This is a genomic window from Fluviicola taffensis DSM 16823 (genome assembly GCF_943372375.1).
GTDB lineage: Bacteria > Bacteroidota > Bacteroidia > Flavobacteriales_D > Crocinitomicaceae > Fluviicola > Fluviicola taffensis_A.
Map to the genome: position 1 here is coordinate 204,873 of NZ_CALRYJ010000005.1, position 21,069 is coordinate 225,941.

17 protein-coding genes, 1 tRNA gene and 1 riboswitch are annotated in these 21,069 nt (G+C 41.9%); of the genes, 12 read left to right on the plus strand and 6 right to left on the minus strand.

The genetic code is table 11. The features are described from left to right. Positions 1 to 67: 67 nt before the first annotated feature. Complete coding sequence (locus tag AAG807_RS09765) at positions 68 to 634, minus strand: Crp/Fnr family transcriptional regulator (RefSeq protein ID WP_341903002.1); 567 nt, start codon at positions 632 to 634, stop codon at positions 68 to 70. Between the two features lie 553 nt (positions 635 to 1,187). On the opposite strand from AAG807_RS09765, the gene AAG807_RS09770 reads away from it, so the two are divergent. Further along, positions 1,188 to 1,694 (plus strand): hypothetical protein, encoded by a 507-nt coding sequence (locus tag AAG807_RS09770; protein WP_341903005.1) that lies wholly within the window; start codon positions 1,188 to 1,190, stop codon positions 1,692 to 1,694. A gap of 469 nt (positions 1,695 to 2,163) precedes the next feature. On the opposite strand, the gene AAG807_RS09775 is transcribed toward AAG807_RS09770, so the two are convergent. Both AAG807_RS09775 and AAG807_RS09780 read right to left on the minus strand, forming a co-directional pair. After that, the gene (locus AAG807_RS09775; RefSeq protein ID WP_341903007.1) at positions 2,164 to 2,415 is read right to left on the minus strand and encodes a GIY-YIG nuclease family protein; all 252 of its coding nucleotides are present in this window, start codon (positions 2,413 to 2,415) and stop codon (positions 2,164 to 2,166) included. Positions 2,416 to 2,585: 170 nt separating this feature from the next. Further along, positions 2,586 to 2,658 (minus strand) — tRNA-Phe (locus AAG807_RS09780). Positions 2,659 to 2,750: 92 nt separating this feature from the next. Here AAG807_RS09780 and AAG807_RS09785 point away from each other — a divergent pair. The 9 genes from AAG807_RS09785 to rnhA all read left to right on the plus strand — a co-directional run bounded on the left by AAG807_RS09785 (position 2,751) and on the right by rnhA (position 16,893). Beyond that, the gene (locus tag AAG807_RS09785) at positions 2,751 to 3,500 is read left to right on the plus strand and encodes a type III pantothenate kinase (protein WP_341903009.1); all 750 of its coding nucleotides are present in this window, start codon (positions 2,751 to 2,753) and stop codon (positions 3,498 to 3,500) included. 19 nt (positions 3,501 to 3,519) lie between these two features. Beyond that, a complete protein-coding gene (locus AAG807_RS09790) occupies positions 3,520 to 4,821 on the plus strand; it encodes a hypothetical protein (RefSeq protein WP_341903012.1) in 1,302 nt (433 codons plus the stop codon). Then, the gene (gene lptC / locus AAG807_RS09795; protein WP_341903015.1) at positions 4,821 to 5,369 is read left to right on the plus strand and encodes an LPS export ABC transporter periplasmic protein LptC; all 549 of its coding nucleotides are present in this window, start codon (positions 4,821 to 4,823) and stop codon (positions 5,367 to 5,369) included. Before AAG807_RS09790 ends, lptC begins: the two co-directional genes overlap by 1 nt. Before the next feature lie 63 nt (positions 5,370 to 5,432). Next, on the plus strand, positions 5,433 to 5,651 hold the full coding sequence (locus AAG807_RS09800; RefSeq protein ID WP_341903016.1) for a hypothetical protein: 219 nt from the start codon (positions 5,433 to 5,435) through the stop codon (positions 5,649 to 5,651). A 92-nt stretch (positions 5,652 to 5,743) separates the two neighbouring features. Continuing rightward, positions 5,744 to 8,215: a DUF5686 and carboxypeptidase regulatory-like domain-containing protein gene (locus tag AAG807_RS09805; RefSeq protein WP_341903019.1), complete on the plus strand. Its 2,472-nt coding sequence runs from the start codon at positions 5,744 to 5,746 to the stop codon at positions 8,213 to 8,215. A 139-nt stretch (positions 8,216 to 8,354) separates the two neighbouring features. Next, a riboswitch (SAM riboswitch) is annotated at positions 8,355 to 8,474 on the plus strand. A 57-nt stretch (positions 8,475 to 8,531) separates the two neighbouring features. Further along, positions 8,532 to 9,539: a homocysteine S-methyltransferase family protein gene (locus AAG807_RS09810; protein WP_341903021.1), complete on the plus strand. Its 1,008-nt coding sequence runs from the start codon at positions 8,532 to 8,534 to the stop codon at positions 9,537 to 9,539. After that, on the plus strand, positions 9,536 to 12,202 hold the full coding sequence (gene metH / locus AAG807_RS09815) for a methionine synthase (RefSeq protein ID WP_341903024.1): 2,667 nt from the start codon (positions 9,536 to 9,538) through the stop codon (positions 12,200 to 12,202). The genes AAG807_RS09810 and metH overlap by 4 nt, the downstream gene beginning before the upstream one ends. A gap of 110 nt (positions 12,203 to 12,312) precedes the next feature. After that, complete coding sequence (locus tag AAG807_RS09820) at positions 12,313 to 16,026, plus strand: PKD domain-containing protein (protein ID WP_341903027.1); 3,714 nt, start codon at positions 12,313 to 12,315, stop codon at positions 16,024 to 16,026. Between the two features lie 393 nt (positions 16,027 to 16,419). Beyond that, a complete protein-coding gene (gene rnhA, locus AAG807_RS09825; RefSeq protein WP_341903029.1) occupies positions 16,420 to 16,893 on the plus strand; it encodes a ribonuclease HI in 474 nt (157 codons plus the stop codon). On the opposite strand, the gene AAG807_RS09830 is transcribed toward rnhA, so the two are convergent. The 3 genes from AAG807_RS09830 to AAG807_RS09840 form a co-directional block, all read right to left on the minus strand. Next, positions 16,890 to 17,561, minus strand: a complete 672-nt coding sequence (locus AAG807_RS09830; RefSeq protein WP_341903031.1) for a hypothetical protein — start codon at positions 17,559 to 17,561, stop codon at positions 16,890 to 16,892. The two genes, rnhA and AAG807_RS09830, sit on opposite strands and share 4 nt — an antisense overlap. Before the next feature lie 52 nt (positions 17,562 to 17,613). Further along, positions 17,614 to 18,255, minus strand: coding sequence for a hypothetical protein (locus AAG807_RS09835; RefSeq protein ID WP_341903033.1), 642 nt, complete (start codon positions 18,253 to 18,255; stop codon positions 17,614 to 17,616). A gap of 131 nt (positions 18,256 to 18,386) precedes the next feature. Further along, positions 18,387 to 18,707 (minus strand): hypothetical protein, encoded by a 321-nt coding sequence (locus AAG807_RS09840; protein WP_341903036.1) that lies wholly within the window; start codon positions 18,705 to 18,707, stop codon positions 18,387 to 18,389. Between the two features lie 220 nt (positions 18,708 to 18,927). Between AAG807_RS09840 and AAG807_RS09845 the strand changes: the two genes are divergently transcribed. Both AAG807_RS09845 and AAG807_RS09850 read left to right on the plus strand, forming a co-directional pair. After that, complete coding sequence (locus AAG807_RS09845; RefSeq protein WP_341903038.1) at positions 18,928 to 20,223, plus strand: aminopeptidase P N-terminal domain-containing protein; 1,296 nt, start codon at positions 18,928 to 18,930, stop codon at positions 20,221 to 20,223. Next, entirely contained in the window at positions 20,223 to 20,972 is a 750-nt protein-coding gene (locus AAG807_RS09850; RefSeq protein ID WP_341903041.1) for an alpha/beta hydrolase, read from the plus strand. Before AAG807_RS09845 ends, AAG807_RS09850 begins: the two co-directional genes overlap by 1 nt. Positions 20,973 to 21,069: the final 97 nt, after the last annotated feature.

Genomic DNA, 21,069 nt, shown 5'->3' on the forward strand with positions numbered 1-21,069 from the left:
TTTTAAACTATAGGACAAAAATGATCCTTCAAAAAATGAAATGGTTTACCATTTGGTAAAAAATGATTCAGCGGATGTTTTTTCTAATCCTGCTCAGCGATTGTTGAGTGACACCTAAGTAAGAGGCAATGTATGCCAATGGAATTCGGTTGATCAGCGACGGATAATTTGCCATAAATTCCAAATAGCGCGTAGTTGCATCCTGTGAGATTACAGGGCCTTTTCTTGATTTTTGAAAAAGGCATTTCTGAACCATCTTGTTTTTGATGGTATCCCAGCCCACAATTGTCTCAGAAAGATCTTCCCAATTTTGTTTTGAAAATACGATAAGTCTGCAATCGGTGCCGGCCTGCAGGTACTCCGATGAGGCGGTGCTGTTTTCAAAATTGAAGTAGTCGACTACGAGACTGTTTTCGCTGATAAAACAGCGTGTAATTTCTTCACCTTTGTTATTATAGTAACAGCCGCGAATAACTCCTTCCACAACGAAGCCTACTTGTTTCGGGACTTTTCCTGCCTCAGAAAAATATGCGTCTTTCTGAAGCTCCAGCACTGTTGTTTGTGCTTTTATAAAATCGATCTGTTGCTTATTGAGGCTACCGAACTGTAAAATGTATTCAATGAAATCTTCCATGGTTGCAAGTTAATTAAAGTGCGCTTTATGAATTTTATCATTTGGTAAAAAGAGCCACAAAAGTTTGAGCGTATTCCGATAGCTATTGGAATGAGGGAAAACGAAAAAAGCATCATTTACATCTTTCGAGCATAAGGGAATCGAACCGCTTTAAATTTTGGGAACCTGAGTGAGATCGGTTCTTGCGGGAGATTTGACAACGCCACCCTCCTTAGCACCTACGCTGAAGCTTCGGCGTAAGCGTTAATCCTCCCTCGGAGGGAGGAGACTAGATTAAAGTTTCGAACCGGGGTTCTATCTTTATTCTCGTTCTCCATTCTCGCTCTGCAAAAAGAAAAAAGCCCGGAAAGAGTGTCCCGATAGCTATCGGGAGTGAGAGCGAGTCTTGAGGGACAAAAAGAAAAAAGCTCCAGATTTCTCTGAAGCTTTATCAAGTGGAGAAGAGCGAACGGAAATGGAACCGGAAACACAAACACCAATAACGGGATGATTCCAACGAATGGAACTAAAACCTCTTTAAGGTTATTTATTAGACTTTAACTACCTTGCAACTATGCAAATCAAATCATCAAATAATTACGAATCCACATTTCTATATGTTTTTTTGGGAGCGCTCATTTTGGGATTATTTCCCCTTGCAGTTGCTCTTGCAGATGCTCATTGGTTATTAACTGTAGTTGTGTCGGTGATCCTTTGCTACCCACTTACAGAATTCATTTTTCACAGTGTATTAAAAATTCAACTCACTGATGAATTGATTTGTTTCTCCAAACCGTGGAGAAAATACAGTTTAATCAAAAAACGACCGGATTATTTCTGTGTGTTGCGTTCTGACGAATGGGATCAGGTAATCTTTATCCACAAAAAAGATTCTTCAACTTATTATTTCTTCAACGCCAAAAAGGCCGTCTACTCCTTTTCGTGCAGCGGAATCCCCGAATTTGAAAATCAACTCCGTTCCGTTTACTTTCCTCAAAAAATCTTTACACAGCATGAAAGTTTACAATCAATCAACTTGATGCCCGAATTGTTTACCCATTATCCCGAAGCCATCTTGTGATTAAATAGAAATCTTTTTGTTATCGAATTCTCTTTTTAATGAATCTGGAAATAGAGAGAAGTCTCTAAAAGGGATTTTTTCGTCTTCAATGTTGGATACTTAATCCAAATTTATGCAAGATTTATTTGTGCCTACACAGAATTGTGCACTGATCCATCATTTTGTTTTTCACTATTCAATACTACCCAAAAAAAATCTGAAATACAACACCTTCCGAGCAAACCGGAATCGAACCGCTCTAAATTTTGGAAAACTGAATGAGATCGGTTCTTGCGGGAGATTTGACAACACCACCCTCCTTAATCCTCCCTCGGAGGGAGGAGACAAAATTGAACCTTCGAACCGGGATTTCGCACTCTTCTCTCACTCTCCGCTCTCGCTCTGCAAAAAGAAAAAAGCCCGAAAAGAGTGTCCCGATAGCTATCGGGAGTGAGAGCGAGTCTTTTTGTGGTGATGAGGGAACCCCCGATTAATCTATAATACCTTGCTTTCGAAGAAAGTTCTTTCCAGCTGTCGATTTTAAATACTTTTCGCGTTGACGAGCCAATGGGGCTTCACCAACCTCTTCTGAATAAATCAATTTCCATGGAATGAATGATTTCGTGTAAGTTGATTTACCGGCATTATGTTCTTTCAAGCGTTCTTGAACATCTAGTGCCATTCCTACATAGAATGATCCGTTAAATTCACTTTGAATTACATAGACTGAATAGTGTTTCATGAATTGAATATAAACAAAAAGCCCAAGATTTCTCTGAAACTTAACTGGTGGTGATGGAGGGAATCCCTGCCTGACTGCGTCAAGCAGACAGGGAACCCCCAACACAAATCTGAAAATCCTTGCGTTGGGGGAATAAAAAAAGCTCCAGATTTCTCTGAAGCTTTATCAAGTGGTGATGGAGGGAATCGAACCCCCGACACAAGGATTTTCAGTCCTTTGCTCTACCAACTGAGCTACATCACCATCCTCAATTGTGGGGGCAAAGATAGTAATAGAATTCATTCCTCCTAAAAAAAAGTGAAAATTTTTCTAAATCAATCCTATCTTTGTCCCTGATGGAACAGGGAATTAAATCAATTGTAGTGGATGCCGGAAATACCCGGATCAAGGTTGGTTTATTCCAAGATTCTAATTTACAAGAAGTTCATGCTTTTTCAAATGAGGAATTGGATAAGTTCAAATCCTACTTGCTCAAACACAAATTGTGTGCAGGAATTATTAGCTCTGTCCGGTCAGATAAGAACACCAAATGGATCAAAGGTCTTCTTCCCAATGCCATTTTGTTCAATCAGAAATTACCCATTCCATTAACCAACCATTACGAGTCTCCGGAAACGCTTGGAATAGATCGCCTGGCAAATGCAATCGCCGCAGCCAATATTTCGGAGAAAAATGCGTTAGTCATTGATGTTGGAACCTGTATCAAATATGATTTTGTTCGTTATCCCCAAATCTATGAAGGAGGAAGCATTTCCCCCGGAATTGAATTGCGGTACAAATCAATGAATCAGTTTACGGGAAAATTGCCGTTAATCGATGATCGGATTCAAGGACCGTTCATCGGGAAAAACACCCTGGATGCGATGCGAAGTGGTGTGATGAATGGAATGCATTTGGAAATGGTAGGTTTTATCGAAGAATATCGAAGACTTTACCCCGAATTAACAATTTTTCTCACTGGTGGCGACAGTCAATATTTTGAATTAGGTAATAAATATGGCATATTTGCCGACGAGAATTTAACCTTAAAAGGATTATTAATAGCACTCTTACATGCTCAAACAACTCTTTCTTCTAGTATTTAGTACTATTTCGTGTTTCACTATGTGGGCACAAACCACTTCATCATCACCGTATAGTACAACAGGTATTGGCGAAGAAGGAGCCCTTCCCGAAGCCCAATTCGGTGGAATGGGGAATATTTCCAGTATTAGTTTTGATTCAACTTTGATCAATACGTACAACCCTTCCAGTTATTCCCTATTGTCTTACGGTCAACCCTTGTTTTCGGTTGGAATTGCATCCCGATTCTCAACTTATTCGAATAGTTCAGGCAGTTTCAATGGAAAAACAACCGGGATTTCAAACATTACCATGGCGATTCCCATCGGAAACCGTTTCGGAATTGCACTCGGATTAAAACCATTTACGCGAAAAGGATACAATCTAAGTCAGCGGTCATACACCTACGATGATTCCACCACGTTTAACTATCAGGGTTACGGATCAACGAACTTACTTTTTGTCGGATTGGCTTACTCTATCATCAAAACAGAGAGATCGTATTTAAGTGTCGGTTTCAATCTGGGATACTTGTTCGGATCTGTCACCAACCAACGAAGCAGCGTATTTGATGCCAATAGCCCGGCTGGAGGTGTTGACCTGACAACGTATCGTTTGAAATCACTTTACTATTCGTTTGGAGCCAACTATCAGCGTTTCCTGGATATTGACAAACGGAAACAACTCTTTGTATCTGCAGTTTACACTCCTCAAATCTCTATTAACTCTTACCTGGATTACTCCCTGTTTTATGCTACGGATGTAAACAACCAGCTTTCATACACCGATACGGTCAGTTACGTTGATAACAACAAAGGGAAAATCGTTTTCCCAAGCAAGCAGACTTTCGGAGCCGGTTATGCCTTCACTCCTGACACGAAAAAAACAGATGGGATGAAGTATCAACTGGGAATATTCGCAGAAGTGACACTGATGCAATGGAAATCCTATGCTGAGCAATTCGGTGCACATACTTCCTCTGAGTTTTCAAACACGTACGTATCCAAAATCGGGTTGCAATACATTCCAAGTATCGATGTAACCAAAAAGGTTAAGGGTATCAAGTACTTTTCAAAAATCAAGTACCGCATTGGTGGTCAGTACGGTTTGCTTCCGAACTCCATAAACGGAAGACAATTGAAAACTGCTGTGGTTACTGCTGGATTGGGATTCCCGTTCCTGGCTCAGAAAACAAACTCCTCATTAAATGTCAGTTTCAATTACGGAGCTAACAGCACGGGAAATGCCGCTGACCTGAAAGAACGATTCTACTCTATCAACTTCGGGATCATTATTGCTCCTTCGTCTTACGAAAAATGGTTCAAAAAGTATAAATTGGATTAATGAGGCACGGACAAACATTCGTTTATCTTTGCTTTGCATGTGCACTGGTAGTTTGTTCTTGCGTGAACGATCTCGATACGATCAAGCAAATCACATTCAAGTCAACGGATCCCGAGCAAAAAACAGAGGAATTGTACGTCCTTCAAACGGAAGGTGGTTTCCCGCAATTCAAATTGTACGCTCCATTAGCTGAAGCCTATTCAAAACCGGAACAGGTCACCAAGTTCAAGGAAGGGATCAAGGTAGAATTCTTCGATGACGGAGGAAACCAGGAATCCGTGCTTACAGGACTTTATGGCGAAATCAACGAAACAAAAGGAACCATGCGTGTTCTGGATTCCGTTCAGTTGTACAATCCTGCACGAAAACAGACCCTGTACACCGAAGCACTTTACTGGGATCAAAAAGATAGTCTTATCTTTACAGACAAAATGGTCATGATCAAAAGTCCCACGGAACTGATTTATGGAAAAGGCATTCGCGCAAAGCAAGATTTTTCGTTTTATGAGTTCCTGGAACCTCAAGGTCGTATTTCAATAAAAAAATAGAACGAAGCACCGCTTCGGATAATCGATCCACGGCAGTGGATCATAAATTAAAAGATAACAGGCATGAAAATATACAATCGCATCATGGAGCTCTTTTGGCTGTCAATGGGAATCATCATCATCATTCTGGTGACAATTATGTGTTTGAAGGAAAGTTTCAGTAGCTGGGCGGTTTACTACGCCTTCGCTTTTATGGCATTGGGCACTTATTTCATGAGACGTTTTATGAGAAAGAGAATGGAAAAACACCAAGCTTTTTTGAATAACCAACAAAAGAAATAACCGCTCAAACCTAAATTTGATCTTTTAACTTATTTTCAATTAATTAGCATCCAAATCTACTTATTTTCGCTTCACAAAATACGCCAGGTTAAATGAAGCTTTTGAAGGTTTTTTACCTACTCTGTTTTATCTGTTTACCTACTCTTACATTTTCCCAATGGAATTTGAGTGGGACGGTTTTGGATGAGAAAAAAATCCCGATCCCATTTGCAAATGTTTATATCAAGAACAATACGGATCTGCGAACCCAAACAGACGAAAATGGAAAATACTCGCTTCAGCTGTTCGACGGGGAATACTTCATCATTGTCAATCTGGCGGGTTACGAAGAACGGGAAACCTATGTGGTAATTGCCAACAAAGGTGCGGTAAAGGACATTCAACTTTTCCCGATAAAGATCAATGAACTGGATGAAGCGGAAATCTCCGTAAAGCGAGGAAATCCGGGAAGAGAAATCATGCTGAAGGTTGTCAAAAAACGCGACCAGATCAATCCCTGGGCTTATCCCCATTCCACCGATGTCTATATCAAGGCCACGGAGTCGATCGTCCGAAAGGAAAAAGACTCTAGTTCAAAAAACGACAGACAGGAAGCCGATCCCTTTGAGGAAGAACAGCGGAGACTGGCCAAATTGGCCGGGAACATGAATATTGCGGAAATCCAGGTCACACGCCATTACGCACCGCCGAATAAAGTGAAAGAAATCCGCAACGCCTATGAGCTTCGTGGAGAAGACAGGACACTTTACTACACCACGACCGTCAAATCCAATTTCAACTTTTTTGAAAACCTGCTTCACCTCGAAGATCTGCACAGTACTCCGGTGATGAGTCCCATTTCTACACCCGGGATCTTGTCTTACCGTTACCGGTTGGAGGCACAATACGAAGAAAACGGAAGGCGGATCAATAAGATCAGGATCATCCCGAGAATGAGCTCCACTTCCACGCTCACCGGTTATATCTATGTCGTCGATTCCCTGTGGCTCATCCAGAAATTGGATCTCACCATGGAAAAAGGAAACCTGTTCATGTACGATTACTTTACCATTCACCAGGAATTTGACCTAGCCGGAGATTCGATGTGTGTCTTGAAAGAACAGGTTCTGGATTATGGGGTGAAATACAAAAATCAGGCTTCAACCTGCAAAACCACCGCACAATTCTCGAATTACAATTTCCAACCGAATTACCCTCCCAAATTTTTCAACAATGAACTGGCAGTCACAACAGACGAGGCTTATGACAAGGATTCCCTTTTCTGGAAAGAACAGCGTGCTGTTTCATTGACTCCCGAAGAGCAACGGTTTATTCTCGTCAGAGACAGTATTCATGACGCCATGAACCGGAAAGAATACCTGGATTCCATTGACAAGGTCTTCAACAAAGTGACTTTCCTGAAAGTGATCTGGTTTGGTGTCGAACATCGGAATCGTCCTAAAAAAGTACAATGGTCGATCAATTCACTGGCAGCGATTCTGAGACCTTTGTATCCTGCCGGACCACGGATCGCACCGGGTTTCAACTACTTCAAGAAATGGGAAGATCAACGAACATTGGATGTCAATGCAGAAATCTCGTATGGGTTCCTGAATCACGACATTAAAGGAAATATCAATGGGAATTATCTCTACAATCCATTTAAACAAGCCCGGTTAAAGTTCGGGTTCGATCATGATTTTGATGCCATTGTCTCCTACGATGCCATCACACAAATCTATAAACGGAGTAATTTCATTGAAGCCACCTCTTTGGACATCGGGCAAACACAGGAATACATCAACGGACTCTATGTCGATTTCAACTTCCAATTCTGCGAACGGCGATCCATTAACGGATACAAGAAATTGGGATTCCTCGACGAAGTCATTCCCAATGACGATTTCAAACCTTTCCAAGGATACCAAGCTCTTTTGGGTGAGGTGACAATTACCTACACTCCGGGACAAAAATACATGCGCGAACCTCATCGGAAAGTGGTGCTCGGTTCCAAATGGCCTTCCATTTACGCCTATTATGAGCGTGGAATTCCCAAATTATTCGGAAGTGATGTGGACCACGAATACGGTTTGGTCGGAATTTATCAGAACTTTCAATTAGGAACCTTCGGAACATCTTCTTACCATGTGAAATCCGGAAAATTTCTGAGTTCCAAGAATCTGAAGGACGCAGATTTCAAATACCAGCGAAGAAGTGATCCCATCTGGTTTTCAAACCCACTATACTCATTCCAGGATCAGGATTCATCACTTCCTTCACGAGATTATTACATCGAAGCGCATTTCATTCACCACGACAACGGATCCATCATCAATAAGATCCCCTTCATGAAGAAAACCGGAATCGGATTGGTAGTTGGTTTCGGAGCATTGTATGTGGCACAATACAACTGGAAACATTACGAGGTATTGGGTGGAATTGAGCGCAATTTCAAATTCTCGAAACGAAGACTTCGGATTGGACTATACGCAGTCTTTTCAGATGGAAATAATATTACTCCCAGATGGACCGGGAAGATTTCCTTTGCCGTTTTGGACGACCGGAATATGAAATTCAATTTTTAAATTGATCGCGAAATAAATTGCAGTAGGGACGTGATGCGTCACATCCCTACCAAATTCATCCGTCGCGTTATCACGAATTTCATCCAATTACTTTTCAAAATCAAATCTACTGTGTATCTTTGCCCCAGATCTTTGATATAACTTATGAAGAAAGGTGGAGGGACAGGCCCTGCGAAACCTTGGCAACCTGCCGACTCTTGCGAGAAGGAGAAGGTGCCAAATCCGATTCATCAGCCGTGGCTGAAGGAAAAGATAAGTTACAAGTAGTTTTTAGCTACTTCCCCTACTTCATAGTTTGCAAAGAATAAATAGAGCTATGAAAGACATCAAGCAATTAATGAACGAACGCATTCTCATTCTCGATGGAGCAATGGGAACCATGATCCAACGTTACGAGTTGGACGAAGACGATTTCCGTAAGGGTTGGTTTGAAGATCATCCACATAAATTAAAGGGCGATAATGACCTGTTGGTTCTAACCCGTCCCGATATCATCAAAGAAATTCATGCGCAATACCTGGAGGCTGGGGCTGACATCATTGAAACCAATACGTTTGGTGGAACGACTGTTGCTCAAGCTGATTATCATTTGGAACACGCTGTTTACGACATCAACTACCACGGGGCGAAAATTGCTCGTGAAGTTTGCGATGAATTTACAGCAAGAGAACCACATAAACCGCGCTTTGTTGCAGGTTCCATGGGACCTACCACCAAACTGGCATCCATGTCTCCGGATGTGAATGACCCGGGATTCAGAGCAATCACGTTCAATGAATTGGTAGTCGCGTTCAAAGAACAGGCAACCGGTTTGATGGACGGAGGAGCAGATTTCCTATTGGTTGAAACCATCACTGATACCTTGAATTCGAAGGCAGCTATGTTTGCCATTGATGAATTAAGCGAAGAACGGGGAATCCAAATCCCGATCATGATTTCCGGAACGATTACCGACCAGAGTGGGCGGACATTAACGGGTCAGACTACCGAAGCATTTTTGGTTTCCGTTTCCCACATGCCACTTTTAAGCATCGGATTGAATTGCGCTTTGGGTGCCGATGCGATGAGACCTTATTTGCAGGTATTATCCAATCAGGCTCCTTTTGCAATCAGTGCACATCCCAATGCCGGTTTACCGAATGAATTCGGTCAATACGACGAAACTCCGGAAATGATGGGTTCCCAAATCGAGGAATTCCTTCAGGAAGGATTGATCAATATCATTGGAGGCTGCTGTGGCACAACTCCGGAACACATTCGCAAAATGGCTGAAATTGCAGCAAAGTATTCACCAAGAAAAATTAGCGAAACAACAAACGCATGAACTATTTACGCTTATCGGGCTTAGAAGCCATTACCATCACACCTGAAAGTAACTTCACAAACATCGGTGAACGAACCAACGTAACCGGATCACGGGCATTTCTGCGCATGATCAAGGACAATGATTACGAAGCAGCCTTATCCGTTGCACGTGAACAGGTTGAAGGAGGAGCACAAGTAATCGACATCAATATGGATGAGGGAATGATCGATGGCAAGGAAGCCATGGTGAAATTCCTGAACCTCATTGCTGCCGAACCCGATATTTCCAGCGTTCCGATCATGGTGGATAGTTCCAAATGGGAAATTATCGAAGCCGGATTACAATGTATTCAGGGAAAAGGAATCGTCAACTCGATTTCTCTCAAAGAAGGCGAAGAAAACTTTATCCGTCAGGCAAAACTGATCAAACGTTACGGTGCAGCTTCCGTTGTAATGGCTTTTGATGAGAAAGGTCAGGCAGACAGCTATGAAAGACGTTTGGAGATTTGCGAACGTTCTTACCGCATTTTGGTCGACGTGGTCAAATTCGCTCCAGAAGACATCATCTTTGACCCGAATATTTTCCCGGTAGCAACGGGAATGGAAGAACATAACAACAATGCACTGGATTTCTTCCGTGCAACGAAATGGATTCGTGAAAACCTTCCGGGAGCGCATGTTTCAGGTGGAGTTTCAAACGTTTCATTCTCTTTCCGTGGAAACAACCCGGTACGTGAAGCAATGCATTCCGCATTCCTGTATCACGCAATTCAGCACGGAATGGATATGGGAATTGTGAATCCTTCCATGTTGGAAGTTTACGATGATATCGACAAAGAATTACTGGAACGTGTAGAAGACGTTTTGTTGAATAGAAGAGAGGATGCAACTGAGCGCTTATTGGATTTTGCGGAAAGCTTCAAAGGAGAAGACAAGAAAAAGGAAGTTTCTCAGGAATGGAGAAGTCTTCCTGTAAATGACCGTCTGGCTCATGCATTGGTGAAAGGAATTGTAGACTTCATCGATGAGGATGTGGAAGAATGCCGTCATCAATTTGAAAGACCGATCCAAGTGATCGAAGGTCCGTTGATGGATGGAATGAATATCGTTGGAGATTTGTTTGGAAGCGGGAAAATGTTCCTTCCTCAAGTAGTGAAGTCGGCACGTGTAATGAAAAAAGCAGTAGCTTACCTCCTACCGTATATCGATGCGGAAAAAGATGGAAAATCGAGTTCTGCAGGAAAGATCATCATGGCAACCGTCAAAGGAGATGTTCACGATATTGGAAAGAACATTGTTTCGGTCGTACTCAGCTGCAACAACTACGAAATTGTGGATTTGGGTGTCATGGTTTCTGCTGAACGGATCATCCAGGCAGCCATTGACGAAAATGCCCATGTTATCGGACTCAGCGGATTGATCACTCCTTCACTGGATGAAATGGTTCACGTAGCGAAAGAGATGGAACGGGCAAACCTTTCGATTCCATTATTGATTGGCGGTGCTACGACTTCGAAAGTGCATACAGCTGTAAAAATCGAGCAAAACTATCATAAAGGACAAACGGTTCACGTATTGGATGCTTCGCGATCTGTAACGGTGGTTGAACAATTGTTGGGCTACAAAAAAGACCAGTTTGTGAAAGACATACAAGCAGATTATGCACGTGTTCGCGAACACCATGAAAAACACCGCGGTGCAAAACAAGTACTTTCATATGAAGACGCTTTAAAGAATCGATTGGTACTAGATTTCAATAATGAAACCATCAAAAAACCGAATCAATTAGGTGTTCAGGTGATCGAACAACAGGATTTGTCGCTTTTAGTTCCGTATATCGACTGGACTCCTTTCTTTCAAACCTGGGAATTGCATGGGAAGTTTCCACGTATCCTAAGTGATGAGGTAGTTGGAAAAGAAGCTACCCAACTCTATGCAGATGCACAGGCAATGCTGAAGCAGATCGTAGATGAGAAATGGCTTACAGCTAAAGCAGCTTTTGGGATTTTTCCGGCAAATAGTGTGGATGATGATATCGAAATCTATTCGGACGAAGAACGAACTTCGGTATTGGGAATTCAACACTCACTTCGTCAACAGACAAAAAAAGCACAAGGACAACCCAATCTTTCCCTGGCAGATTTCATTGCTCCGAAAGAAAACGGTTTAATCGATTACCTGGGAGCTTTTGTCGTAACTGCCGGTCATGGGATTGACGCGCACGTCAAGCGTTTCGAGGAAGATCACGACGATTACAACTCCATCATGATAAAAGCACTTGCAGATCGTTTTGCGGAAGCATTTGCCGAATTCCTGCATGCAAAAGTCAGACGCGAAACATGGGGATATGCCAACGATGAAACATTGGACAATGATGCCTTGATCGCGGAGAAATACAAAGGAATCCGACCAGCGCCAGGCTACCCTGCTTGCCCGGACCACACGGAGAAACCAAACCTGTTCAAACTATTGAATGCAGAAGAACTAAGTGGAGTTTCCTTAACAGAAACGTTAGCCATGTGGCCGGCTGCATCTGTTTCGGGGTGGTACTTTGCACATCCTGATTCCAAATATTTTGGCTTAGGTAAAGTTACTCTGGATCAAGTAGATAACATTTCATCCCGAAAAAAGATGGATTTAAATGAAATGAAACGCTGGCTATCAAGCAACCTTATCGATTAATTTAGCATCTTTACAATAGAAGATTAACGGTTTAATTACCTAATTGTTAACAAATTAACAATGGGCGTTGGTTAATCTCACATATTGTGAACCTTGAAACTAAGCTAAATATGCGTTTACTACTTCTATGCCTATTGATTTCCTCTTATGGATTATCTCAAACACCACCTACTGCTCAATTCACTGCATCACCACTAACTGTTTGCCTGGAACAAAGCATTCATTTCACCAATCAATCCACTGCGGGTAGTTCACCTATCACGTCTTTTTCATGGGATTTCGGGGATGGGAATGCTTCTACCTTGCAGAATCCGGACCATGTGTATAGTGCCCCCGGCAACTATACAGTGACATTAACAGTTCAGGCATCCAATGGACAAGCAGATTTTGAGTTGAAGTCGGCATATGTAACAGTAAACCCGAAACCAACACCGAATTTCACCACGACCGCAAACGGTTGTAGCCTTCCGGTTGGTGTTAATTTCGGAAACACCTCCACCGGAGCCGTTTCGTATAATTGGAATTTCGGGAATACACAAACCTCTACCCTTGAAAACCCGCCAGCTGTCAATTATACCACTGCAGGAACTTATAACGTAACCTTAATTGCGACGAATAGCTTTGGCTGTAAGGATACGATTGTCAAACCCATTGTCATTTCCAATTTTCAAGCGGGAATCACCGCACCTACAACAGCCTGTCAAAATACAGCTGTATCAATCACCGATAATTCCACTGTCGGTGCGAATTCCTGGAACTGGAGTTTCACCGGAGGACCTGCAAATTCAACATCTCAAAACAACACTGTTGTCTTTTCAACTCCCGGAACTTACACCATCAGTTTAACTGCTCAAAACACGAGTTTGGGTTGTTCCGGCTCAACAACGAAACAAATTACGATATTACCAACTCCAGTCCCTTCATTCACAGCGAATCCAACTACCGGATGTGCTCCACAAGGTGTAACTTTCACGAATACAAGTCCAAGCGGAACAAATTTCCAGTGGACCTTCGGAGATGGAACGACTTTCAATGGACAAACCCCTCCTGTTCATACCTATCAGAACAATGGGACTTATAACGTTACGCTTACGATGACCGGCGCAAATGGATGTCCCGGATCAATCACCTTAACTGCAGTTACACTTACTCCTCCTGTGGCTGGCTTCACAAGTACAGATACAAGTGGTTGTGAACCGCTTACAGTTACATTCATAGATACTTCATCGGCAAGTATTCCTATCACAAGCTGGGTATGGACATTCGGGGACGGAACCACATTTGTTGGACAGAATCCACCACCACACACCTATAATTTAGGAGTTTATGATGTTTCTTTAACTATTACAACGCAAACAGGCTGTCAGGGAAGTGTTACCATTCCGGCTTATATCGAGGTAGGGAAAGTAGATGCGGTTAATTTCACGCTCGACCAATCTCCTGAATGTGCGAAAAGATCCATTCATTTTCACAATCAATCGGTTATATTGGCACCACACACCTCGAGTGAAGTCACTTATCTTTGGAATTTCGGAGATGGCGGTACTTCGACGCAGGAAAATCCGGATTACTCCTATTCACAAGACACCGGATATTTCGATGTGAGTTTGATTGTAACCTTCAGAGGATGCAGCGACACTTTGATTATTCCAAACGCGGTCTATATCAAGGCACCTATCAGTCGTTTCACACCGGCACAGACACTTTATTGCAACCCGGCAAGTTTGCCGGTGAATGTAGTCGTGAATGACCAATCCATCATAGGGAAAATTCCGGATGATTGTTTGATGATCTGGCGTTGGGGAGATGGAACAAATACCACTTTTGACGATCCGACTTTTGATGATTCCGATCTGGGTTCCACTTCGCATAATTATGCGACTTACGGAACGTATACCATTAAACAGGTCATTTACAACTATACAACGGGTTGTGCTGACAGTACGACTCAAACTGTTCACATTTCGACCACCACAGCTGGAATTGCCGGGATATCGAATGACAGCGTTTGTGTGAATTCTCCGATCACGCTTTTGGATAATTCCACTTCCTCTCATCCTTTCGGAACTTATTCCTGGAACATGGGGAACGGTCAAACCGTTACCGGTGCAAATCCGAGTTACGCTTATCCGAACTTCGGAACATTTACGATTACTTTGACAGCCACTAATAGCGTAGGATGTGCCGATGATGCGACATTCAATCCGATGACAGCTCTGGCTTTACCCTTAGCTCAGATCACACCGGACGACAATGCGGGGTGCGCGCCATTTCTGGTGACATTCAGCAATGGATCCACCTTACAAAACAATGGAGTGAACCTGGCTTCCTTCCTGTTTACATTCAATGACAATAACACGACTCAAACAACGACCAATGTAGGAACAACGGTAAATCACACCTACAATACGGAAGGAACTTTTACGGCAACCTTAGTGGCAACTGATCAATTCGGTTGTGTTTCTGCTCCTGCCTCCACTTCTATTTCGATTACAAAACCAACAGCTGTATTTACCATTGATCCGGTTGTCTGTAACCTGGAAAATGTAAGCACGGTGAATGCTTCCTCAGGGCTAGCACCATTAACTTATCAATGGATTGTTGATGGATCGCAGGTAAGCACCGCAACCGATTATGCACATGCATACAATGAAAGCTTAAACAGTTCTACTTCGAGTTTTACGCATGGTTACGTACTGATCGTTACGGATGCAAACGGATGTAAAGACACCTTGTCCAACCCGTTAACAATTTCCACTCCGGTGGCAATTCCTCAGTATTCGTTCAGCGGTGCTGCAACTAACGCAAATGGTGATTACTTGTGTCCTCCTGTTTTTGCATCCCTGACCGATGCATCGCTTTCCTTTGGAAATATTTCAAGCTACAGCTGGATTTTCGGAGACGGAAAAACCTCTGTTCTTGAAAATCCGAATAATACGTATGTATTTCCGGGAACTTATAGCCTGACCTTATCAATTACGGATGAATTCGGCTGTACTTCCGATACGACCTACATCGATTATTTAACCATTTTCGGACCGGTGGCAAATCCTTCATGGACACAAAACTTAGGTGGATGCGGTCAGGATGTCCAATTCAATATCGGCGCAACAAGTTTCCTGGAAACCATTGTATGGAATACGGGAGATGGAACCGTTGTAACCGATTCAACCAGCTTCTCTCATACTTATCATGATGTAACGACCTATAATCCAACCTTGACGGTAACAGACAGCAACAATTGCGAGGTCATCTATCCGATGAATCCTATCACTATTCCGGATATCGGATTGAATGCCTATTTTGTAGTGAATCCGACCTTGATCGATTTGGGTACAACTGTTGAATTTGATGATCAATCAACGAGTGTGAACGGAATTTTAACGTGGACTTGGGACATGGATCCGAATCCTCAAACGATCAATAATTCAGATGCATCCGTTTACACCAATTACTACACTCCTGGATCTTACACCGTTACACTTACCGTAGAAGATCCAAACGGATGTTTCGATACATACACAAAAGTGATCAATGTTGTCGGGGATTTTGAAATGCCGAATATCATCACACCGAATGGAGACGGCACGAATGAATACTTCTCTTTCAAACACGACATTTTCAAGTCGTTTGACATCGTTATTTTGAATCGATGGGGGAATGTCGTTCATGAGGGTAAAAATGTCACTGGATCCATTTTCTGGGATGGAAAAACACAAGGTGGCGATCCTTGCAGCGAAGGAGTCTATTTCTATAAGCTGAATGGTATCTTAAAGGACAACAATTCCATCCAGAAATCCGGGTTCGTGGAGTTGTTTCGATAAACAGATTTGAATAGAAACGGGTTAAAAACAAAAAGCAGTCATTGCTGACTGCTTTTCGTTAACCTAACCTAACCACTATTCACTGAATCAGAAACTGAAGATATCAGCTCCTTTTCGATTACAAAATTGCGCATTTAATTATCTAATTCAAAACCCAATTTCTTACATTTAAAAGATATCTTGAAAGTTAATGACCTGTTACTAAATTAAAAACCATTGGTTTATCGTTAAAAACAGCGCATTCAGAAGAATTTTATATGCATTCATCATTTCCGACTATTGGAATCCTAAAAAATCCACCAGGGTGAATTTTTAACAACTATTCACCTAAATTGATTTTTTTATCGCTTTATGCAAAAATTTTAAACTAATAGATTTTTATACCTTTGCGTTGTGTCAGAATACATTCAAATATACACAGATGGCTCTGCCAGAGGGAATCCTGGGCCAGGCGGCTATGGTATCATCCTGAAGTACAAGCAATCCGTAAAGGAAATTTCTCAGGGCTATCGGCTTACGACGAATAACCGAATGGAGCTCCTTGCAGTAGTTTGCGCCCTAGAAAACCTAAAAACCACTACCATTCCTATCCGGATCTACTCCGATTCAAAGTATGTCATTGATGCTATTGAAAAAAGATGGGTTTATGGCTGGCATTCGAAAGGCTTTGTCAAGAAAAAGAACAAAGACCTTTGGCTCCGGTACCTTGCTTTGGCAAAGTCGTTCCAGATAGAATTCATTTGGGTAAAAGGACATAACGGTCACCCTGAAAACGAACGATGTGATGTATTGGCAGTTGAAGCTGCGTTGGGAGGCAATCTATTGGTTGATCACTACTTCGAAGAAGTCCAACAACATGAAAACTAGTTGCCGATAAAGCAGGATTTGACAAATGTGTAAACCAATGGATGCGGGAGTTCTCTTGTGGAACTGATTTGTGGGCAAAATCCACAAGCCAGGAAAAATTTACGGTTCTTCAAACTGATGATCTCCGGTTCTTCGAATTGATTGTAGGCTTCAATATCCAAATCTGTCTCTGTGAGGCTTCCTATCAGTTGCGGATACAAACTATAGCGTGTTGCTGTGAGCTCTTCGGGATTACGTGTTTCGTACAAATGGATCAGTGCAGAAGAATGAGGAACAACGTATACTCTTTCGAAATGGTTTCCATCCACCAAATTATCTGAAATCAGCTTTTCCCCGTTTGCACTCAGATTATTGCGGTGAATCAAGACATCGATCAATGCCTTATACCCTTCGCCTGTAATAAAAACGGGAGTATCCTGTTGTAATAACAAATCGATGACCCCATTGAGATAAAACAAATTGAGGTAGGGACCCGGAGCAAACCAAAACCCGTCGTAATTTGACAGTTGTTGTGGTTTCATGTTGATCAGTTCATTGATCTTGATCCAATAATAGGATAACTCGACTTCCAAAAACCGCCCTGCATGGTCTAAAGCCATGTTAGTAGCATGATGCGTATTGAAGGTAAAATTAAAATCCCCAATAATTCCAATCTTCAGTTGCTGCATAAGGTATCAACTAAAAAGCCATTTATCGGTTGACAAATGGCTTTTCTAAATTTTATCGTTTGAACCAACCCTTTAAGATTGCGTTTTGGATTGGTAGCGAAAGCGTTAACGAATCAGTCAGAACAGGAGTAGTCAGATCTGGCACAGTCCGGTATACGTTACAATTAAATGTACAAGTGAATTTCGAGTAATCTCCCGAACCATCCGATTCCTGAACAATTCCTGTGAAAATAACATCCTGAACAGGTTGTGTATCATCAGAAGTCCAAACATTCCCTGAACCATCACGATAAACTACTTCAAAACCGTTAGCAGCAGCAGCAGAATAAACAGGTGCAGTCATAGATGAGAAAAAACTATTAAAAACAGCCAAACTCGGATCGCTGTCAGCGCTTCCGTCAAAACTGATCGAACCCAAACCAACCCGAATAGAAACCAATCCATTTGAAGATTTCATGTTTGCGTAATAAGCAGCTTTTGAAGGTGTAGGTGAAGGAAGAATATATTTAGTTTTTGTAGCTTCCAAATAGTAACCGTCAACATTTTGTGTCAACTCCAGCTGACTTCCATTGACAATCCCAATAAAACTTGATTCCAGTTCAACCTTTGGTGTCGGTGCCGGGATAATTTCATGCTTTGGACAACCCGCTAAAAATAGAGACCCAAACGCAAAAAGTGCAATAACTTTTTTCATAGATAATGTTTTTCAAACCAATATGTTCTGAGAACACAATTCGAAAATACAACTTTTTTTTATATGCCAAAGATATTTCTGAAAATCTCACTCAACCCGAGTTAGATATACAACAGATCAAACCAGATTATCTAAGCTCTCAATAATTTGTTTTGCTCAGGGAAACAATAGTAAGGTAAGAAAATCGGTTTTTCAATCTCATTGGTCAAATCCATGGAGTAAATCACCTCTGTTTCAGAGATCACGATCGTATCCAGATTCTCATCCATATTCAAGTCAATCCCCCTCACGCTCAACTCACACATTAACTGATTAAATGCACTCATACTTACAAAGATCTGACTCTCATAAGAACTTCCGTTTTCATAAATACAACAATCCAGTTGAACTTCCGTTGATGAACTTTCGAATTGGATACGATTTAATAAGATGCTGTCGAATATTGTTTTCATACTGTTTGACTTTGATGATACAAATTTGCACCCAGTAGTTCGTAAAGTACTTACGACCTACTCCGTCAAAGTGAAAAAAATGAAAGAAAATTGACACTTCGACTTCGCTCAATGTCCTTTCAATCCTGAAAGTGAGTCCTGCGGGTAGTTGAGCGTAGTCGAAGCAACGCAATATGAACTTTTTTTTCGTAATTTCACGACACCTTATAGATTGAAAGACATGAAGTATTTCCAAATAGACAAAAACCTTTTTATTGAAAACCGTAAGAAATTTACGGCAAAAATGGCAAAAAACACATTAGCTGTTTTCAATTCGAACGATATTTATCCGGTAAGTGCGGATGGAACCTTGCCTTTCACCCAACACCGGGACATTTTTTACTTATCTGGAGTGGATCAGGAAGAAAGCATTCTGGTTCTATTTCCAAATGCAAGTAATGAAGCTCACCGGGAAATTCTTTTCCTGAAAGAGACAAACGATCACATTGCTGTTTGGGAAGGTGCCAAATTAAATAAGGATCAAGCATTTGAAACAGCTGGAATCAAAACAGTTTATTGGTTGCAACAATTCCCTGTGATCTTCAAACAGTTGATGGCTGAGGCAGAAGGAATTTACCTGAACACGAATGAGCACTTGCGTGCAGATACCACTGTTCAAACACGTGAGGACCGATTCATCATCCAGGTTAAGCAGGATTATCCCGCACACCAGGTACATAAAAGCGCGCCCATCATGCACCAGATCCGTTCCGTGAAGGAGAAAATCGAATTGGACCTGATGCAGACTGCTTGTGATATCACAGAAAAAGGGTTTCGCCGCATCCTTGGGTTTGTAAAACCGGGTGTTTGGGAATATGAAATAGAAGCTGAATTCTCACACGAATTCTTAAGAAACAGATCGAAAGGATGGGCATACACTCCCATTGTAGCATCCGGAAAAAATGCCTGTGTCCTTCATTACATTGAAAACAACTTGCAGTGCCAGGATGGCGATGTCATCTTGTTGGATGTTGGTGCAGAATATGCCAATTATTCTTCCGATATGTCGAGAAGTATTCCGGTAAACGGCCGCTTCACCCCAAGACAAAAAGAAGTGTACAATGCCGTTCTTCAAGTGAAAACACAAGCAGAAAAAATGCTTGTTCCCGGAACCATGTTGGCTGAATATCAAAAAGAAGTGGGCAGATTAATGGAATCCGAGCTGCTTGGCTTGAAATTATTGGATCAGACCGATATCAAGAATCAGGATCCGAATTGGCCGGCTTACAAAAAATATTTCATGCATGGAACTTCGCATTACCTGGGACTTGACACACATGATGTGGGTCTGTGGAATGTACCTCTTGAAGCAAACATGGTATTCACCTGCGAACCCGGAATCTATATCCCTGAAGAAGGATTGGGAATCCGCATCGAAGATAATTTAGTTATACAAGCTTCCGGTCAGCCATTCAATCTGATGAGAAACATCCCGATTGAAGCGGATGAGATAGAAACATTGATGAATCAAAAATAATGAGTGAACAATTGTTGAATTACAGGATTTCCGGAAATGGGAGTCCTGTTGTTTTTTTGCATGGTTTCATGGAGGACATCAGCATGTGGGACGAATTGCTTCCCCATCTTCCCGTGAAAGCGATCTGCATTGATTTACCGGGTCATGGATCAAGTCCAGTGGATTTCAATTCAACGCCATCCATCCTGTCCATGGCCAAAGAAGTGGAGAAAATAGTTGTTCATGAAAAACTGAAACACGCCTTGGTTATCGGACATTCAATGGGTGGTTATGTCGGTTTGGAATTGATTAAACTAGTTCCAAGCCTGGAACATCTCATATTGTTTCATTCACATCCCTGGAGCGATTCGGAAGACAAGAAAAGAGATCGTGAACGCGTTGCAAACCTGGTTCTCACCAAAGCCTCCGTTTTCATCCGGGAAGCTATTCCGAATTTATTTTACAATCCTTCCAAAATGGAAGATGCCATTGAGCATTACATCCGACTTGCAGACCTTATGGACCCCAAAGCGATCGGATGGGCTTCTTTAGCCATGAAAAACCGCTTCGATCTGGCATATCTGATGGAGAAAAATCCGGAGAAATTTACAGTGATCAGCGGTGAGAAGGACAAACTCATTCAAGTCGCCTTACTGGATGTCTTTTGCAAACAAAACAAAATCTCTTCTATAGTCCTACCAAACGTTGGACACATGGCACATGAGGAAAATCGGGAGGAAGTAATCCACTTACTGAACACTATTTTTTAATTCATTCTATCAGAATCCAATGTACTTCCCACTAAGGAACACGGACGAGCACAGATATACTTTCGGGAATATTCTAAAATAGGGTTGATAATTTGCA

Excerpts from the sequence above, each read along its gene's own strand:
- AAG807_RS09790 (WP_341903012.1), top strand. The coding sequence starts at position 3,520 with ATGTGGGCACAAACCACTTCATCATCACCGTATAGTACAACAGGTATT.
- AAG807_RS09820 (WP_341903027.1), top strand. The coding sequence starts at position 12,313 with ATGCGTTTACTACTTCTATGCCTATTGATTTCCTCTTATGGATTATCT.
- AAG807_RS09770 (WP_341903005.1), top strand. The coding sequence starts at position 1,188 with ATGCAAATCAAATCATCAAATAATTACGAATCCACATTTCTATATGTT.
- AAG807_RS09845 (WP_341903038.1), top strand. The coding sequence starts at position 18,928 with ATGAAGTATTTCCAAATAGACAAAAACCTTTTTATTGAAAACCGTAAG.
- metH (WP_341903024.1), top strand. The coding sequence starts at position 9,536 with ATGAACTATTTACGCTTATCGGGCTTAGAAGCCATTACCATCACACCT.
- AAG807_RS09830 (WP_341903031.1), bottom strand. The coding sequence starts at position 17,561 with ATGCAGCAACTGAAGATTGGAATTATTGGGGATTTTAATTTTACCTTC.
- AAG807_RS09800 (WP_341903016.1), top strand. The coding sequence starts at position 5,433 with ATGAAAATATACAATCGCATCATGGAGCTCTTTTGGCTGTCAATGGGA.
- AAG807_RS09840 (WP_341903036.1), bottom strand. The coding sequence starts at position 18,707 with ATGAAAACAATATTCGACAGCATCTTATTAAATCGTATCCAATTCGAA.
- AAG807_RS09850 (WP_341903041.1), top strand. The coding sequence starts at position 20,223 with ATGAGTGAACAATTGTTGAATTACAGGATTTCCGGAAATGGGAGTCCT.
- AAG807_RS09805 (WP_341903019.1), top strand. The coding sequence starts at position 5,744 with ATGAAGCTTTTGAAGGTTTTTTACCTACTCTGTTTTATCTGTTTACCT.
- AAG807_RS09765 (WP_341903002.1), bottom strand. The coding sequence starts at position 634 with ATGGAAGATTTCATTGAATACATTTTACAGTTCGGTAGCCTCAATAAG.
- AAG807_RS09810 (WP_341903021.1), top strand. The coding sequence starts at position 8,532 with ATGAAAGACATCAAGCAATTAATGAACGAACGCATTCTCATTCTCGAT.
- AAG807_RS09775 (WP_341903007.1), bottom strand. The coding sequence starts at position 2,415 with ATGAAACACTATTCAGTCTATGTAATTCAAAGTGAATTTAACGGATCA.
- AAG807_RS09835 (WP_341903033.1), bottom strand. The coding sequence starts at position 18,255 with ATGAAAAAAGTTATTGCACTTTTTGCGTTTGGGTCTCTATTTTTAGCG.
- lptC (WP_341903015.1), top strand. The coding sequence starts at position 4,821 with ATGAGGCACGGACAAACATTCGTTTATCTTTGCTTTGCATGTGCACTG.
- AAG807_RS09785 (WP_341903009.1), top strand. The coding sequence starts at position 2,751 with ATGGAACAGGGAATTAAATCAATTGTAGTGGATGCCGGAAATACCCGG.